General features: G+C 65.3%; 23 protein-coding genes and 1 tRNA gene. 18 read left to right on the top strand and 6 right to left on the bottom strand.

The genetic code is table 11. The features are described from left to right. Window positions 1–4: 4 nt before the first annotated feature. The 3 genes from NX02_RS32655 to NX02_RS32650 form a co-directional block, all read right to left on the bottom strand. On the bottom strand, window positions 5–553 hold the full coding sequence (locus tag NX02_RS32655) for a hypothetical protein (protein WP_158014117.1): 549 nt from the start codon (window positions 551–553) through the stop codon (window positions 5–7). Continuing rightward, on the bottom strand, window positions 550–768 hold the full coding sequence (locus NX02_RS30920; protein ID WP_053000687.1) for a hypothetical protein: 219 nt from the start codon (window positions 766–768) through the stop codon (window positions 550–552). The genes NX02_RS32655 and NX02_RS30920 overlap by 4 nt, the downstream gene beginning before the upstream one ends. A gap of 71 nt (window positions 769–839) precedes the next feature. Continuing rightward, window positions 840–1097 carry a hypothetical protein gene (locus NX02_RS32650; protein ID WP_053000686.1) on the bottom strand — a complete coding sequence of 86 codons (258 nt, stop codon included), beginning with the start codon at window positions 1095–1097 and terminating at the stop codon, window positions 840–842. A gap of 96 nt (window positions 1098–1193) precedes the next feature. On the opposite strand from NX02_RS32650, the gene NX02_RS30915 reads away from it, so the two are divergent. The 15 genes from NX02_RS30915 (at window position 1194) to NX02_RS20385 (ending at window position 9020) form a co-directional block, all read left to right on the top strand. Continuing rightward, window positions 1194–1892: a S24 family peptidase gene (locus NX02_RS30915; RefSeq protein ID WP_025294054.1), complete on the top strand. Its 699-nt coding sequence runs from the start codon at window positions 1194–1196 to the stop codon at window positions 1890–1892. Window positions 1893–2095: 203 nt separating this feature from the next. Beyond that, window positions 2096–2683 carry a hypothetical protein gene (locus NX02_RS20450; protein ID WP_158014116.1) on the top strand — a complete coding sequence of 196 codons (588 nt, stop codon included), beginning with the start codon at window positions 2096–2098 and terminating at the stop codon, window positions 2681–2683. Further along, a complete protein-coding gene (locus tag NX02_RS20445; protein ID WP_025294052.1) occupies window positions 2680–3342 on the top strand; it encodes a hypothetical protein in 663 nt (220 codons plus the stop codon). Before NX02_RS20450 ends, NX02_RS20445 begins: the two co-directional genes overlap by 4 nt. Further along, window positions 3339–3638 (top strand): hypothetical protein, encoded by a 300-nt coding sequence (locus NX02_RS20440; RefSeq protein WP_025294051.1) that lies wholly within the window; start codon window positions 3339–3341, stop codon window positions 3636–3638. The genes NX02_RS20445 and NX02_RS20440 overlap by 4 nt, the downstream gene beginning before the upstream one ends. Next, window positions 3632–3838: a hypothetical protein gene (locus NX02_RS20435; RefSeq protein WP_025294050.1), complete on the top strand. Its 207-nt coding sequence runs from the start codon at window positions 3632–3634 to the stop codon at window positions 3836–3838. The genes NX02_RS20440 and NX02_RS20435 overlap by 7 nt, the downstream gene beginning before the upstream one ends. Next, window positions 3828–4313, top strand: coding sequence for a hypothetical protein (locus NX02_RS20430; RefSeq protein ID WP_158014115.1), 486 nt, complete (start codon window positions 3828–3830; stop codon window positions 4311–4313). Before NX02_RS20435 ends, NX02_RS20430 begins: the two co-directional genes overlap by 11 nt. 2 nt (window positions 4314–4315) lie before the next feature. Next, window positions 4316–4936: a hypothetical protein gene (locus NX02_RS20425; RefSeq protein WP_025294048.1), complete on the top strand. Its 621-nt coding sequence runs from the start codon at window positions 4316–4318 to the stop codon at window positions 4934–4936. Then, window positions 4933–5976: a ParB N-terminal domain-containing protein gene (locus NX02_RS30910; RefSeq protein WP_025294047.1), complete on the top strand. Its 1044-nt coding sequence runs from the start codon at window positions 4933–4935 to the stop codon at window positions 5974–5976. Before NX02_RS20425 ends, NX02_RS30910 begins: the two co-directional genes overlap by 4 nt. After that, window positions 5963–6445: a hypothetical protein gene (locus NX02_RS20415; RefSeq protein WP_025294046.1), complete on the top strand. Its 483-nt coding sequence runs from the start codon at window positions 5963–5965 to the stop codon at window positions 6443–6445. The genes NX02_RS30910 and NX02_RS20415 overlap by 14 nt, the downstream gene beginning before the upstream one ends. After that, entirely contained in the window at window positions 6445–7305 is an 861-nt protein-coding gene (locus NX02_RS30905; protein WP_025294045.1) for a DUF6551 family protein, read from the top strand. The genes NX02_RS20415 and NX02_RS30905 overlap by 1 nt, the downstream gene beginning before the upstream one ends. Next, window positions 7302–7628 carry a hypothetical protein gene (locus NX02_RS20400; protein WP_025294044.1) on the top strand — a complete coding sequence of 109 codons (327 nt, stop codon included), beginning with the start codon at window positions 7302–7304 and terminating at the stop codon, window positions 7626–7628. Before NX02_RS30905 ends, NX02_RS20400 begins: the two co-directional genes overlap by 4 nt. 46 nt (window positions 7629–7674) lie before the next feature. Then, window positions 7675–8229, top strand: coding sequence for a hypothetical protein (locus tag NX02_RS32645; RefSeq protein ID WP_158014114.1), 555 nt, complete (start codon window positions 7675–7677; stop codon window positions 8227–8229). Continuing rightward, entirely contained in the window at window positions 8226–8537 is a 312-nt protein-coding gene (locus NX02_RS20395) for a hypothetical protein (protein WP_025294043.1), read from the top strand. Before NX02_RS32645 ends, NX02_RS20395 begins: the two co-directional genes overlap by 4 nt. Continuing rightward, entirely contained in the window at window positions 8534–8761 is a 228-nt protein-coding gene (locus NX02_RS20390) for a helix-turn-helix transcriptional regulator (RefSeq protein ID WP_025294042.1), read from the top strand. Before NX02_RS20395 ends, NX02_RS20390 begins: the two co-directional genes overlap by 4 nt. Before the next feature lie 22 nt (window positions 8762–8783). Beyond that, window positions 8784–9020: a hypothetical protein gene (locus NX02_RS20385; protein WP_025294041.1), complete on the top strand. Its 237-nt coding sequence runs from the start codon at window positions 8784–8786 to the stop codon at window positions 9018–9020. Window positions 9021–9029: 9 nt separating this feature from the next. Here NX02_RS20385 and NX02_RS20380 read toward each other — a convergent pair whose 3' ends face one another. Together NX02_RS20380 and NX02_RS20375 are read right to left on the bottom strand one after the other, a co-directional pair. Further along, complete coding sequence (locus NX02_RS20380) at window positions 9030–10406, bottom strand: tyrosine-type recombinase/integrase (protein WP_025294040.1); 1377 nt, start codon at window positions 10404–10406, stop codon at window positions 9030–9032. 166 nt (window positions 10407–10572) lie between these two features. After that, a tRNA-Ser gene (locus tag NX02_RS20375) sits at window positions 10573–10665 on the bottom strand. A gap of 186 nt (window positions 10666–10851) precedes the next feature. On the opposite strand from NX02_RS20375, the gene NX02_RS20370 reads away from it, so the two are divergent. Both NX02_RS20370 and NX02_RS20365 read left to right on the top strand, forming a co-directional pair. Next, window positions 10852–11685: a DUF1134 domain-containing protein gene (locus tag NX02_RS20370; RefSeq protein WP_025294039.1), complete on the top strand. Its 834-nt coding sequence runs from the start codon at window positions 10852–10854 to the stop codon at window positions 11683–11685. Window positions 11686–11776: 91 nt separating this feature from the next. Next, entirely contained in the window at window positions 11777–13192 is a 1416-nt protein-coding gene (locus NX02_RS20365) for an L-serine ammonia-lyase (protein WP_025294038.1), read from the top strand. A gap of 10 nt (window positions 13193–13202) precedes the next feature. Here NX02_RS20365 and NX02_RS20360 read toward each other — a convergent pair whose 3' ends face one another. Then, window positions 13203–14009 (bottom strand): hypothetical protein, encoded by an 807-nt coding sequence (locus NX02_RS20360; protein ID WP_025294037.1) that lies wholly within the window; start codon window positions 14007–14009, stop codon window positions 13203–13205. 99 nt (window positions 14010–14108) lie between these two features. Here NX02_RS20360 and NX02_RS20355 point away from each other — a divergent pair, with 99 nt between their 5' ends. Further along, window positions 14109–14777, top strand: coding sequence for an MBL fold metallo-hydrolase (locus NX02_RS20355; protein WP_025294036.1), 669 nt, complete (start codon window positions 14109–14111; stop codon window positions 14775–14777). Window positions 14778–14826: the final 49 nt, after the last annotated feature.

The following is a 14826-nucleotide window of genomic DNA, read 5'->3' as shown; positions in this document are numbered from 1 at the left end:
GCAGTCACGGCCGCACCCGATCAAACGGGGTCTCGTCCTCGCGCGCATGCGCACACGCACGTGTACGAGACAAATTCTGATACACCGGCTGGGAATTCTTCTTGGAGCTTTGTTCCCTTGTTCCATTGTTCCCTTGTTTATCTTGTGTTTCGCCGCTGTTCCGCCACTGTTTCACGGCTGTTTCAGAGGCGATGATTTCCACTGTTCCGCCTACGTCGGCCGGGCTCTGAATTTCACCGTATCTGCAAATGGTTAGGACGGTTGGTGACTGTGCCCCGTCATAGGCGGGCCGCTGTTTCCACTTTTCAGCGGCGACCATTCGGTCTTGAAATCGCTTCGCCCGGCTGGCCGGCCACGTAAATGCCTCGGCCATGTGCCTGACGGACGTGACCAGTTCCCCGCGATTTAAATAAAACTGGCGACCGTTGAACCACCGGCTATGCGGGACATAGGCGGCGTTCTCGATCGACCAAAGATAGGCTTCCCGATCTGTGAAGGGTTCGGGTTTGAAATCGGACATCCATCCGCGAGGCACCACGAACCACCCCGTCATGCGTGACCCGCGATCTGGGCGTCTGCTAGCCCCTCGGGCTGGCCATCACCCGCGCTGTCGATCTGGCTTGCGAGATGCCCACGCCGATAGAGCGCGGTCAGGCGGTCGACGATACGGTCAGCATATCGCGCCTGTTTGTCGCTCAGTCCTTCGTATTTCAGGGCATGTGCGAGAAGCGACGCCGTGAATCCGAGATCCGGATCGTCGCCGTCCATGACCTGGATCGACCAGTGCAGAGTGTCGCGATAAAGCTGCGTCGCTGGAGGCGCTGGGGGCCACGTCATGGTCAAGCCGCCGGTGCAGGAGATTGAATTCCCGCATTGGCCGGAGCTCGGCCGCGTCGCACGGGCGGCGGCTCCTGCGCGGGATCGAAGCCGCGCATGAAGGCGCGCACGCGATCCATCGTGCCGGGCCAGACATTCCTACCCTTCCGCAGATGCCGAACGAAATGCCGGTCGCGTGTGGCGCGGATGCTGAAGCGGGTCGGGCTCATCCCTGTCAGGCGCAGGAACGCTTCGATTTCTTCGAGGAGGGGGTCAGCCATAAACGGAATATTAGGTGTGCCATGGCACATTTGCAAGCGGCGCGGTGTGCCGCGTCACCATCTAGCACTCAAGTCACGGAAATGGGAAACGGCAGCATGACATCTGAAGCCACGATCGAGATCCTCCGCGCGCGCCTTTCAAAGGCAATCGAGTTTCGTAACGTCACCCCCAAAGCGCTCGCCAAGACGGCGGGGGTCGGAGAAACCGTTGTTCGCGACATCATCCAGGGGATGACGAAGGACGTGAGGTTGAGCACTGTCGAGAGGTTGGCGAAGGCGCTTGATCTGTCCGTCGCGGATCTACTTCCGGACGCGTTCAAGACTGCTCGGCCCAGCGGTGAGGAGCCTGACCAGCCGCCGCTATTATCGGCGTCGCGGGACGACGGCGCGGTCGCGATCCGTCAAGTCGATCTGGCTTATGCAATGGGCACCGGCAAAGAGCTTGAGGATTTCCCCGACGAACTGCCGGTGCTGTTTGATCCCGGCTTCCTCCGGACCCTTACGCGCGCTCCTGCCGATCGCCTTTATGTTGCTCGTGGCGATGGCGACAGCATGTTCCCTACTTTGATCAACGGCGATCAAGTGATGATCGACACCACCCAGCGTTACCTGAACATGCAGGATCGGATTTGGGCGATCAGCATTTATGGCGCGTCAATGATCAAGCGCTTGCGGACAGTTGGCCCGGGCCGGGTCAGGGTTCTCTCTGACAACACCGCCATACCTCCCGAGGACGTCGACGCGGAAGACCTCTTCATCGCGGGGCGGGTCATATGGATCGGCCGCAAGGTGTGAACTAAAATCGTGTGCCACGGCACACGATGCCTCTTGACAGTGTTTTATGGCACACCCATCATGGGCGCATCAGTTGATCTGGTGCGCCCGCTAAGGCGCCGCTCCGGTCCCTGCTGACAGACGGCCTGACCGCCGCGCTGCGCGCCTAAGTAGCTGGCTCCAGCCTCCGCCGGTCTCGCCTCACATTGCTGGGGAGTATGACCATGGCCTGTGAAGGCAACATCAACCGCGGCGCGCCACGCGTCCGCGGATACGACAACCTTGCGTCTGCTGCGCAGCGCATCAACCCGAACAATAGGCTTGCGTGGGACGCCGCAGAGCGCGCGATCGACTCGGTGCGTGCGGCGCTGGGCAATGCACCATCGGATGACGCCGCTGCTCTATTCTGCCAGGCGGAAATTGCAGTCGAGCGTGCGTTGCTGGCCGTCCCTGCGGCGACGCCGGCCCAAATGATCCTCAAGCTGCTCACGGCCTTCATGACAGAAGACGGTGACCGCTGGGATCGGAAAGACGTCAATGACGACGTCACCCGCGCGCTCTTCGATGAGGCACAACCCTTCCTGACCGGGCGTGATAAACCGCAAGATGTCGCGCCGACCCGCGAGCCCTCCTACATGTGGCAGCATGGCGAACTGCGCGTCGCCCTCCAGCAGCTTGGGGCTGTACTGGAAGCTGCGACGCAGCACGAATCCTCCCTGCAATGCAGCCTTCTGATCACCGCGGGACTGGACCTCGTGTCGCACGCCCTTGCCGAGGACGACAGGGCAGATGCTGAGGAGGTGGGCCGATGACGGTCACGCCAGTGACTTGGGCCGACGCGCTTGATCGCGTGCGAGACGCGCGCCGCGCGGTCGATGCCGTCGAAGCGCAGCCGCGGATCGAAGAACTCGATAACGCCCTTGCCGCAGCACAGCGAGACTTGATCGCGACGCCAGCGGTGACCCCCGAACAGGTTATCATCAAGTTCCTCGCTGCCTTCATGCAGGATGGCTGGGAGCCAGAGGCCGGGCCGCTGCGCGGAGTCGACTATGCCGCGCTGTGCAGCGAGGCGACGCGGTTCGTGCAAAAGGCCATGGAGCCGCGCACGAAACTGCAGATCTCCATCGATCGGTTCTTGGCCGAGGCAGCACGTGGTCAGGCTGACCGCTGGTCGAAGTGGCGCAAGCTGCGCACGGCGTTCCAGATCGCCCGCGATACTGAGGACGATTTTCCCGTCCATGATCCGGATGGCGACGCCCTGAACGAGGCGAAATGCGCGCGCATGGATGATCTGATCCAGGCGGAGGCGCCGAACGAAGAAGCGCTCCGACTTAAGATGGACCTTCTGACGAAGCGATATCGCGATTTTTGCGGCTTTCCTGAGGAGGATCTCGATGCCGTGATGCGTGACGCATATCGCTTCGCCCGGCTGTGCGACGACTTCCTCTATCCTGAAAGGCCGGGGTCATGAGCGCGGCCTCGCAAGCATTCGACGCGCTGGCGCTGCAGATCGGCGCCCTCACGGCCGCGATCAACATGGGCTCGGCCGATGATGAGGACGCCGCGGGTGAGCTGCTGTGCGCGCTCGAGGATGAGTTGATCGCGATGCCGGCAATTACGGCGGGGCAGTTCATCCGCAAACTGCTGATCGCGTCTGGGCTGACTGCTCGCGGCTTTTGCGGCGAGCGGCAAAAGATTGATGACGCCGCCCTCTTCACCGAGGCGCAGATGTTTCTCACCGACGAGACGGGCGGTGTATCATGCTGATCGCCCGCATCATCGCCGCGCTTGAGCCTTGGTATGACTGGGGCGTCATCGAGATCGAGAACCTGAACGCCCGCACTGAGGACGAGCTCGTTTCCAGTCAGGTCCGATTCTTCGACCTGCAGTGGTTCGGGCTGCACTTGAGCATCCAGTACGGACGCGCCCCGCGGCGCAGCCGGGCGGAGGTGTGCAATGGCATCTAACCCGCACCAGATCGCTCCGGCAGGCACGCTCGTGATCGAGGTTCTCTGCGAGTTTCGCAACGATTTGCGCATCTATGATGCCGTGCCGGCCTGCTTCGATGTCATCAAGGTGGGAGAGCGCGACGCGTGCCCGTTGCTGCACGCGGGCGAGGTGGCGATCTACGACCCGAGCGACTGCATATTCGCTGAAGGCCTGATCGACGGCGCGATCTATGTGATGGAGCATCAGCGCCCCGTTGCAGGGATGTCGTGGGAGACCTTCCACCGCACCGGATCGCAGCGCGTCGCGGTCGATCGGCGCCTCGTGCGCGCGCAACGATCGTCCAACGACCGCGACCTTTGGTTCGCACAGCCGCTGCGCCGGCGTTTCGCTGGCGCCTTCCAAGGCATCGACCCGGCCCAGCCTGAGAACCTGCTGCAGAGCAAGTTCGTCGGCCGCGTCGTGGGGCTGTTCCGCCCCAACATGGAGGCCTGAAGATGGCCGAGATTATGGAATCGCCGACCGCTGCGCCGACAGAGCGCCTGTGGTCCATCGAAGAAACCGCCGCGGATCTCGATCGCGCCTGGCTGCAGGGGGCGGAGACCTATGCAAGCCGTGCGCTGGAAGCTTTTGCGGCGGCGCATCTAACCGTTGATGTCGTGTTTGGCCCGTCCGGCGCCAGCTTGCGCTGCGGGGCCATCGCCGATGGCAATATCAGCGAGCGCGCGCGGCGCCTGTCCCTGCTCGCCGATCGCCAATTGAGCGACCCCGCGCGGCGCGCCGCGCTCATCGGAGTGCTATGGGAGCGCGGCATCTTCACTGTCGATCACGGCTTCACGTCCGCGGCGGAGGCTGCTGACATCGCGCTGCGCCTGGGTGGCCGGCTGTTCGCCTTGCCCGGTGGCGCGGTCGAGTTCTCGCTCGATCGGCCTTTCGTCGATCCGATCATGATCGACCAGCAGGAGGGGTGGCCACGTCGCACCTTCGCGCTTCGCTGGGGCTTCAGCGCCCGTCGCGACCCGTCGTTTGAAGAGAGCATGCGCGCGTACATCGAGGTCAATGGCACCCGTTTGCCCAGCCGCGCTATTGTTCTCGACGGCCGAGAGCAAGTCGCATGACGACGCTGCCGATCGCAAGCATCCGTCGTGACGGCGGCACGCAACCCCGCGACCATGTCAGCCTTGAGGTGGCGAAGGACTATGCCGAGGCGCTGGCAGACGGCGCCGTCATGCCGCCGGTGACCGTATTCTATGATGGTACCGACTATTGGCTGGCCGACGGGTTCCACCGCCTTGAGGCGCATCTGCTGATCGAAGCGAAGGTGATCGAGGCGGACATCCAGCAGGGCGTGCGCCGCGACGCGGTCCTTTATAGCGTCGGCGCGAACGCCACCCACGGCTATCCCCGCAGCAACATGGATAAGCGGCGGGCCGTTCTCACGCTGCTCAACGATCCAGAGTGGTCGCAATGGAGCGACCGAGAGATAGCGCGGCGGTGCGGCGTCCAGCACCCACTTGTCGGTAAGCTTCGCCCCCCTGCCTCACTGGTAGCGGATACCAGTGAGGTACGCACCTTCATCGACCGCCACGGTAATCCCTCGCATATGCGCATCGGCGCGATCGGAAAGCCGAAGCCGCCGCTGCCGGAGATCGCTGGCAGGAAGCCCGAGCGTAAACCGGACCTGTCGTTCGCGACGAGCGAAGAATCCGGTATTCCCACTGCCAGCCGTATCACCGGCCTCAGCCCTCGCAACCTCGCGGAAATGGCGCGCGCTGGGGAGATCGAGGGCGCGGAAAAGTGCAGCGGGTCATGGGTCTTTCCGACCGCGGTGCTGGTCGACCTGGTCAAGGTCGTGCCGGAGCCGGTGCAAGACCAAGCCGTCGCCGAAGTCGACGAGGTGCCCACCTACAACTTCGAAGCGAATTCGCCAAAAATGCAGGTCATCGATCACATCGAGGCACTGCTCGCAGGCCCTACTGCCGCAGAAATGTTGGCTTGGTGGGAACACTATATCGGTGCCGGCTTCGACGACGGTGCCGTTGATCAAATCTATCGCTGGGTTTCCGAATTCCATGCGGGCTTCGCCGCAGCTGAACGCACGCGCCGAGCAAGGATCGACGCCTCCCTTGAAAGGATTCAGTCCGATGTCGTTGAATAAGATCATCACCGAGGCGACCGAAGCACACGAGGTCGATGGCGTCATCAACAGGCAGGCGGCAATCAACACTGTCGTACCGCAGGTGTTGGCCGATCAGGAAATGACCGAATTGTGCGTGCGCAGCCATGTCTCAAAAGCGATAGCCTCGAACGTCAGAAGCAGGTCACGAGCATCTGCGCATGCGGATCCGCGCGAGATGTCCTTTTTCGGGCTGGACGATCGGCACGTCATTGACGGCGAGGAAAATGATGCGAAGCGCGCCAGCGACCTGAAGCGCACCGAGGCGCTGACGCGCATCGAGTTCGCGGGGTTGATCCGGAGGCGTCAGGAGAGCGTCAACGCCGACCTGGCTTATCTGGCCAAGCTACGGAACGCTGAGCGCGTGACCCGCGACATCTGGGATAGGCACCCGGATTGGCGCTGGGGAGAGGTCGAGCGCGCACATGCTCTCCGGCAAAGGGCCGCGTGATGGCCACCATCGCATTCATCCGGCCGGAACTGGCCGAACATCAGGAGGCGATTATGTCGCAGCCGGAAATCACCCCGCAGCCCAAGGCATGGCCAGCACCCCTCGGCCGGCCGCCTTCGATCGAAAGCCGGCACCCGAACGAACTGAGCATCGACGACAGCTACCAGCGCTCGATCGAATCGTCGGCGTCGCAGCGCCTGATCCGAAAGATCGCACAGGGGTGGGACTGGCGCATGTGCCTGCCCCTGGTCGTCTCGATCCGCGACGACGGACTGTTCATCATCGACGGCCAGCATCGTTGGGCGGCTGCGAAGATGCGGGGCGACATCTCTTGGCTGCCGATCTGGGCGGCACGGTACGAAAGCGTGGCTGACGAGGCCGCGATGTTCGTGGCGATGAACAGGTCGCGTCGCGCCATCAACCGGCTCGACGATTTCCATGCCGCCGCATCGAGCGGCGACGAGTTGGCGTTGGAGATCAGGACGCTGGTCACCGGCGCCGGCTTCACGGTTGCGCGCCGTACCGGCTCACAGACGTGGAACCCGGGCGAGGTGGCATTCACGACATCGATCCGGAACGTCCTGCGCAAGCACGGGCCGAAGGTGTGCGCCGATGCCCTCAAGCTGATGGCCGAAGCGTTTCCGGATGAGGTGCTCACAGCAGGCGCGCCCGTGTTCTCCGCGCTGACCAAGATCATCCTGAGCGGCGAGGTGCCGGACCGAGATCGGCTGTTCCGCGCGCTCCTGACCTATGACCAAAAGGGCTGGGCAAGCTTCGTGATCGGTATCCGGAGGGGTGGCGAGGACAAGGCGTTCGCGATGCGCAAGGCGCTGCTGATGGCCTATGAGGACGCGAAGTGACGCCGGCCGCCATCGCCCAGCGTGACCCGATCTACGGGATGATCTGGCGCGCCGTTCCGCGCAGCGTTGATCCGATGCTGCGCGAGGACATCATGTCCGACATCTATCTCGGCATCCGCGAGGGTCGGCTTCACCCCTGCGAAATCGCGACCATGGCAAAGGTCTATATCAGCGCGGGCTACGCCGCCTTCGCCAATCGGTGGGGCGCGGTCAGCCTGGATGCGGCCATGCCTGGCACCGACGATCTGCGGATCATCGACACGATCGAAGATCCACAGGCGCTCGAGGCCTTCGACCGGATCGAGGGCCGATATGAGCACTGAGGAGCGCTGCGGAACATGCTTCCACTGGCAGCGCCAGGCGCCCGGCTTGGCAACTGCCACCGCTTTGCCGAAGGGCAGCGATGTGAGCCTCGGCGCCTGCACGATCAACCCGCCCGAACTGATCGAGGTTGGCGGGCAATCCGCAGGCTGCTGGCCGCGGACGCATGAGGCTCGCGTGTGCGGCGACTGGGCCGGTTACGAAGGCTCTCCCGATCCAGATGATGGCGAGGAAGTGCCGGCGGCGGATCGGACGATCGTGCACGCGTCGAGCCGCTTTCTCAATCGCGCGCCGCCATCGAGACGAGATGCGGCAGCACGAAATAGCACGCCGGGGATTCCGGCGGGCGACAGCGGGGGCGTCCGTAGCCCTGCGCTGGATGCGCAGACCAGGGCCGCGGTTGCCCTGGCCTGCGTCAACGACGGCCCCGGCAGTGCTCCGGGCGGTGAGGCTTTCGCCGCCGGGCCATTTTATGCCGTCGAATCCAGCGAACCCCGCACAGTTTCAGATCACGCGCGATGCTCCCCGGCCGCGCGTGCGCACCCGGCGGGCATAGCCCCCGCCCGCCGGGTGCATCCCCGTTCAGCCGGAGTGAAATCATGACCAACTATAAGGCTGCCAAGGATCGCGAGAGCATTCGAGTGAAGGCAATTGCCCAGACGACCGAAGCGTTCGCCCATTCATTCTTCGATATCGCCTCGCGGTTTGTCCCTGCTCTTGATCCGCTCGATGCGCTGATGGCAGTGATGAATGGCGCGGGGCACGCCATGGTTCACACGCTTCACACACTCGAGACTGAGGGTAAGGCCGACAGCGGGCTCGAGCTTGTGAACGCCATCCGCGATAATATGCTCACCGCTTGGGCCGCGCATGAAGCGCTCCGGCAAGATGCCGGGACGACTGTTCAATGACGGCCCCCGATACCCCTCAACCGCTAGATCCGCTGCTACCGCTCGCGCGCGTCATGGACCTGACCGGGCTGGGCCGCACGACCATCTATCGCCTGATCAAGGAAGGCTCGTTCCCCGCGCCGTTCAAGCCGGGCGGGGCCGCCAGCCGCTGGAGCGAAGCGGAGATCCGCGACTGGCGCGAGGGGCTGGCGGCAAGCCGGAGCAGCGGGCAGAGTGCCGCGTAAGTTGAGTCGCGGGAGACTATTAATGGCCGAGCAGCATATTGAGAATGTGTGCGAGGATCGGGCTCGCAAGGGTGATGGCTCATTCGCTATTGCCTTTGCCATTCTACAACTGGCGCGAGCACAGGAGCGGACGGCAACGGCTTTGAACCGCCTTGGCTTTAACGGCGCCATAGAAAAGATGGGCGGGCTCGAAGCTGTTGCCCATGAGATGAGAAAGGCAGGAGAAGCTATTGCCGATGCTTTGCAGGACGCGCGGTAAGGCGGGATCTTAGCGCCCCGGCCCGGTCGCTGCCCACCGAATCGGCTGCCCGATATGGACGTCGGGCTCCCACATGCCGCCCACCAGCAGATCCGCCCATTCCTGTGCCAGCTCGCGCCGGCGGGCCATATAGGCGGCGCGATTGTAGGCGCCCTCCGATCCCGACGTCTGATCGGGGATATGGGCCAGCATCAGGTCAATGATGCCGCGATCGGGCGCCGCGCCCCGGCCGCCTTCGGCACGCCACTCGCGATCGGCGCGCTCATTCATGATCGTGCTGAACGCCGAGCGCCAGCCGTGGGGGACATGCCGCTGATAATAGCCGGCGCGAATCAGCAAGGCGCGCAAGGTGTTCTCCGAGATCGGCCGATGCAGGTGCCGCTCGCTGGGGAACATCAGCTGCAGGTCGCCGGTCAGCCGCCGCAGGACGAACAGCACATCGACCGCCTGCCGCGATAGCGGCACCAGGTGGTCACCGTCGGTCTCTTCCTTCCGCTCCAGATCGCCCTTCATCCGCTGCGCGGAGATCGTCCACAGCGCCCTTTCGTGCGCCGCGTCCGGCCGCGCCCAGTCGATACCGGTGATTTCGTCCCACCGCGCGTTGTTGAGCTCGTTCGACCGCACCGCGGTCAGCGCGAGGAAGCGCATGGCGAGCTTCGTCTGCGCGCGGCACCGCTCCGCCTCGCAATCGATCAGCAGTTGCCTGGTCACGCGCACCTGGTCGTCAAGCTCGCGGTACCGATCGATGATCGACGGCTGCGGCTTCGACTTCGGCACCGGCCTGAGCGCCTTGCCCAGGCTGGCGGCGGGATCCGCCTCTGCGATGCCGGCGGCGATACCATAGACGAATATGGCAGATAGGCGCTGGCGCAGCCGGTGCGCGGTCTCGATCGCGCCGCGCGCTTCGACCTTCTGAAGGATCTCCAGCAGGCGAGGGGCCTTGAGCGACGTGATCGGCACGGCGCCGATCGCGGGGAAGATGTCCGCTGCAAGGCTGTCGATCACATCCTTGGCGTGCACCGTGCTCCAGGTCGGCAGCTTGAAGGCGTGCCAGCGCCGGGCGACCGTCTCGAAGGTGTTTTCGTTCGCCGTCGCCTGGGCCAGCGTTGCGACGCGGCGCTCGACGGCAGGGTCGAGGCCAGCGCTAAGCTGGGCCTTCGCGTCGTCGCGCGCCTTGCGAGCGGCCGCGATCCCAACGGCGGGATAGGCGCCGAGCGCGAGCGTCTTCTGCGCGGGCAGCCCTTTGCCGTTCCGGCCGTAGGTGTAGTTCATGCGCCAGAGCCGGCCGCCCGACTTGGTGACCAATAGGTAGAGCTGGCCACCGTCGCCGAGCTTGTAATCCTTGTCGGCAGCCTTCGCCGATTTCACCTTCGCGTCCGTCAGCACGGTACAACCTCATACCATGGATCGCGAAGGCCGATGCCATGCGATCTACCATGCCAGCCATGGGATGTTCGCGAACAGCCGCGAACGCTGGCCCGATCCATAAGGGGCGAAAACCCCCGAAAATCAAGGGTCCCGGGACGGTGGCGAATGGTCTGGGAGGTGCGTATGGCGGAGACGGAGGGATTCGAACCCTCGGTAGGAGTAATCCCCCTACGGCGGTTTAGCAAACCGCTGGTTTCAGCCACTCACCCACGTCTCCGGATGCGGCGCGAAGGGGGCCTATAGCGGGGGTATTCGCCCTGATCAATCCGGTCCGAGCCTCTTTTGCGGATTCGCTCCGGCGCAATCGGGACTCGGCTGGTCGCGCCGTTCATTGTCAGCTAAGGTTTACGCGTGTTAACCAGTTTCGCCCGAATTGTCGGGGCGAGATCTTTTGGGGGGTGCCATGCTGTCGCGCATTTCGGGGATGACCGCGGTTCTGGCGGCCGCCGCGCTGCTGATCGGGGCCGTCCCCGCCGCCGCGCAGATTCGCGAGGTCGATCCCGATGCCGCGATCGATGCGGATCTCGTTCCCGGTGCCCCTGCGTCGCGCGCTGCCGAGCAGGATACGCGCGTCTCGCGTGCCCCCGCGGACTCATCCTATCCCGATGGCGGCGATATCGATGGCGATCTCGCGGATGGCAGCCTCGCGGATGGCAGCGCCGATGGCGCGCCGGTCGACGACGGCGGCCTGCCCCCGGCGGATGGCCAACGCGCGCCGGTCGCCACCGCCTCCACCGTGCCGCAGGCCAACGGCCCGACCTACAAGAAGGACGATCTGATCGGCGCCGCCGAGGGCGTGTTCGGCAAGGGCGCCAAGGGCCTGGCGGAACTGATCGAGAAGGTGCTGAAGGACCAGGGCGAGCCCAACGCCTATATCGCCGGCCGTGAGGCTTCTGGCGCGTTCGTGGTCGGGTTGCGCTATGGCTCGGGCACCTTGTTCCACAAGGTCGAGGGTGAGCGCGCCGCCTATTGGACCGGGCCGTCGCTCGGCTTCGACGTGGGCGGCAACGCCTCCAAGACCTTCGTGCTGGTCTACAACCTCTATGACAGCCAGGAACTCTACAAGCGCTTCCCGGCGGGTGAGGGCAACGCCTATTTCGTCGGCGGCTTCACCGCGTCCTACCTGCGGTCGGGCGATACCGTGCTGATCCCGATCCGTCTGGGCGTCGGCTACCGGTTGGGCATCAGCGCGGGCTACATGAAGTTCAGCGAAAAGCAGAAGTGGATGCCGTTCTGACCCGTCGATCCGTTGCATAGGCCCGCGGGGGCTTGCTTTTCCCGGCGCGCCGGCGCCAGGGCAGGCCGCTTTTGGTTGCATCGGAAACATCATGGTCGCCAGCACTTTCGACCTGTTCAAGATCGGCGTCGGTCCCTCCAGTTCGCACACGATGGGGCCGATGACCGCGGCCGCCGATTTCGTGCGGCGGCTGAGGGAGGATCTGGCCCGCGTCGCCCGCGTCGATGCCGCCCTGTTCGGTTCGCTGGCGCTGACCGGCAAGGGCCATGCCAGCGACCGCGCGGTGCTGCTCGGCTTGTCCGGCCAGACCCCCGACGGGATCGACCCCGATGCGGCCGATGCGATCGTCGAGCGCGCGCGCACCACGGCCAGCCTCGATCTCGCCGGCACGCACCGCATCGCGTTCGACGAGGCGCGCGACCTGCGCCTGCTTCAGCGCGAACGGCTGCCCTTCCACAGCAACGCGATGACCTTCACCGCCTTCGATGCCGAGGGCGGTGTGGTGTCGAGCCGCACTTATTATTCGGTCGGCGGCGGCGCGATCCTCGATGAGGATCAGGCCGCGGTGCGCCAGGCGTCGGCCGGCGCACCGCTCGGCGCCAACCAGGGGCCGCCGCTGGCCGGCGACGGCGCCGCCGTCCCTTTTCCTTTCTCGTCGGGCGCCGAACTGGTGGCGCATGCCCATCGAAGCGGGCTGACGATCGCGAGGATGATGCGCGCCAATGAGGAAGCGGCGATGAGCGCGGAGGACGTCTCCGCCCGCCTCGCCGCGATCCGCGCGGCGATGAGCGCGTGCATCGATCGCGGCATCGCCGCCAGCGGCATCCTGCCCGGCGGGCTCAACGTGAAGCGCCGCGCGCCCGGCATCTACGCGCAGCTCATCGCGCGGCAGGAGCGTGCGCTGGTCGACCCGCTCTCGGTGATCGACTGGATCAACCTGTGGGCGCTGGCGGTGAACGAGGAGAATGCGGCGGGCGGCCGTGTCGTCACCGCGCCGACCAACGGCGCCGCCGGCATCGTTCCCGCGGTGCTGCGCTATTATGAGCGCTTCGCACCGCGCCCGACGGTGGAGGGGGCGGAGGATTTCCTGCTGACCGCCGCCGCGGTGGGATCGCTGTTCAAGGAAAATGCCTCGATCTCGGGGGCCGAGGTCGGTTGCCAGGGCGAGGTCGGCGTCGCCTGCTCGATGGCGGCGGCGGGGCTCGCCGCGGCGCTGGGCGCCACGCCCGGGCAGATCGAAAATGCCGCCGAGATCGGCATGGAGCATAATCTCGGGCTCACCTGCGATCCGGTCGGCGGGCTGGTGCAGGTGCCCTGCATCGAGCGCAACGCGGTCGGCTCGGTCAAGGCGATCGAGGCCGCCCGCCTCGCGATGCTCGGCGACGGCACCCACCGCGTCAGCCTCGACCAGGTGATCGAGACGATGCGCCGCACCGGGCTCGACATGTCCGAACGCTACAAGGAAACCTCGCTCGGCGGGCTCGCGGTCAACGTCGTCGAATGCTGAGCGCGCCGGCCTATTCCGCGCGATAGGCGTCGAGGTCGATCGCCTCGATGTCGCGGGCAAGGTCGGGGTGGCGCCTGGAGAGATAGGCGTCCGCCTTTGCAAGATCGCTCGCGAGATGCGGTTTCAGCCAAGGCGCCGCATCCCTGGGGGAGCGGCCGGACAGGCGCTCGACGATCGCAAGCGCGGTAACCAGCGCGGCCTCGCTCAGATAGCCCTGCCGCGACGACTCCCAGCCCGATTCGTCGAACGACTGGAACGCGCGGAAGGATTTGGCGCCGTTCGCCATGAAGATGCCGAACCCCAGGAACACCGCGGTCAGGTCTGTCGCCAGCTCCTTGAGGTCGCGGCCGCCCGGCGGATAGTCGCGCGCCGCCGAGAGCAGATAATGCGCCAGTTCGTGCGCGAAGGTGGCGACCAATGTGGGCGGCGTGGCGAGCTGGTTCGGGTTGTAGCGGATGATCGCGAGCATGCCGTCGCGGTCGTCGGCGCGGATGAAGGTGCCGGCGGGGGCGAAGCTTTCATGCTTCAACGCGAAACCGCGTGCGACCTGCATCGGCCGGCTGGGATCGCCCGGCATCAGGCGGCAGCGCCATTCGAGCATGCCCGCGGCGCTGCGGACGCGATCGAAGATCTCCTCGGCCAGGGCATGGCCGGTCGCGGCGGAGGTCGGGAAGAAATCGGTGGTCGGCAGCACCAGCCGCGTCTCGTGCAGGCCGGCGACGCCATCATAGGTCCTGAGCAGCCATTTGATCGTGGCGAGCATCCATTCGAACGCGTCGCCATCGATCGGTCGTTTCGGCCCGAACAAGCCCAGCATGCGATTCCCCCCGGTGCGCCGCGCCAGCCTAGGCGAGCGCGCGCGCGCGCTGGCGAGCCGCGCTTGCAACCGCGCCGGCCAGCGGCCATTTGCGACCGCATGACCGAATCCCAGCCGCCGATGCGCCTTGCGCTGTTGCCCGTCTCGCGCCTGCAGCAGAACTGCACGCTGCTCTGGTGCACGAAGACGATGCGGGGTGCCTTTACCGATCCGGGCGACGAATTGCCGAAGCTCAAGGCCGCCGCGGAAAAGCTGGGCGTGACGGTGGAGAAGATCCTCCTCACCCATGGCCATATCGACCATTGCGGGCGCGCCGGCGTGCTGGCGAAGGAGCTCGGCGTGCCGATCGAAGGGCCGCACGAGGATGATCGCTACTGGATTGCCCGGCTGGAGGATGATGGCCGCGCCTATGGCATCGACGGGCACTGCTTCGAACCCGATCGCTGGTTGACGGACGGCGACACGGTGACGGTGGGTGAGCTGGTGCTCGACGTGATCCACTGCCCCGGCCACACGCCGGGCCATGTCGTGTTCCACCACGCGCCGTCGAAGGCGGCGATCGTCGGCGACGTGCTGTTCCAGGGCTCGATCGGCCGCACGGACTTTCCGCTGGGCAACCATCAGGATCTCATCGACGCGATCACGCAGAAGCTGTGGCCGCTGGGGGACGAGACCGCGTTCGTGCCGGGCCACGGACCGACCTCGACCTTCGGCTACGAGCGGCAGACCAATCCGTTCGTCGCCGATCGCGTGCTCGCCGGCAACTGATCGCGCAGGGTGCAATTAACGCATCTTAATGCTTCCACCCGGCCGGCTT

Origin of the sequence: Sphingomonas sanxanigenens DSM 19645 = NX02, assembly GCF_000512205.2 — a bacterium.
Classification (GTDB): Bacteria; Pseudomonadota; Alphaproteobacteria; order Sphingomonadales; family Sphingomonadaceae; genus Sphingomonas_D; species Sphingomonas_D sanxanigenens.
This window is presented reverse-complemented; position numbering and strand designations above follow the sequence as displayed.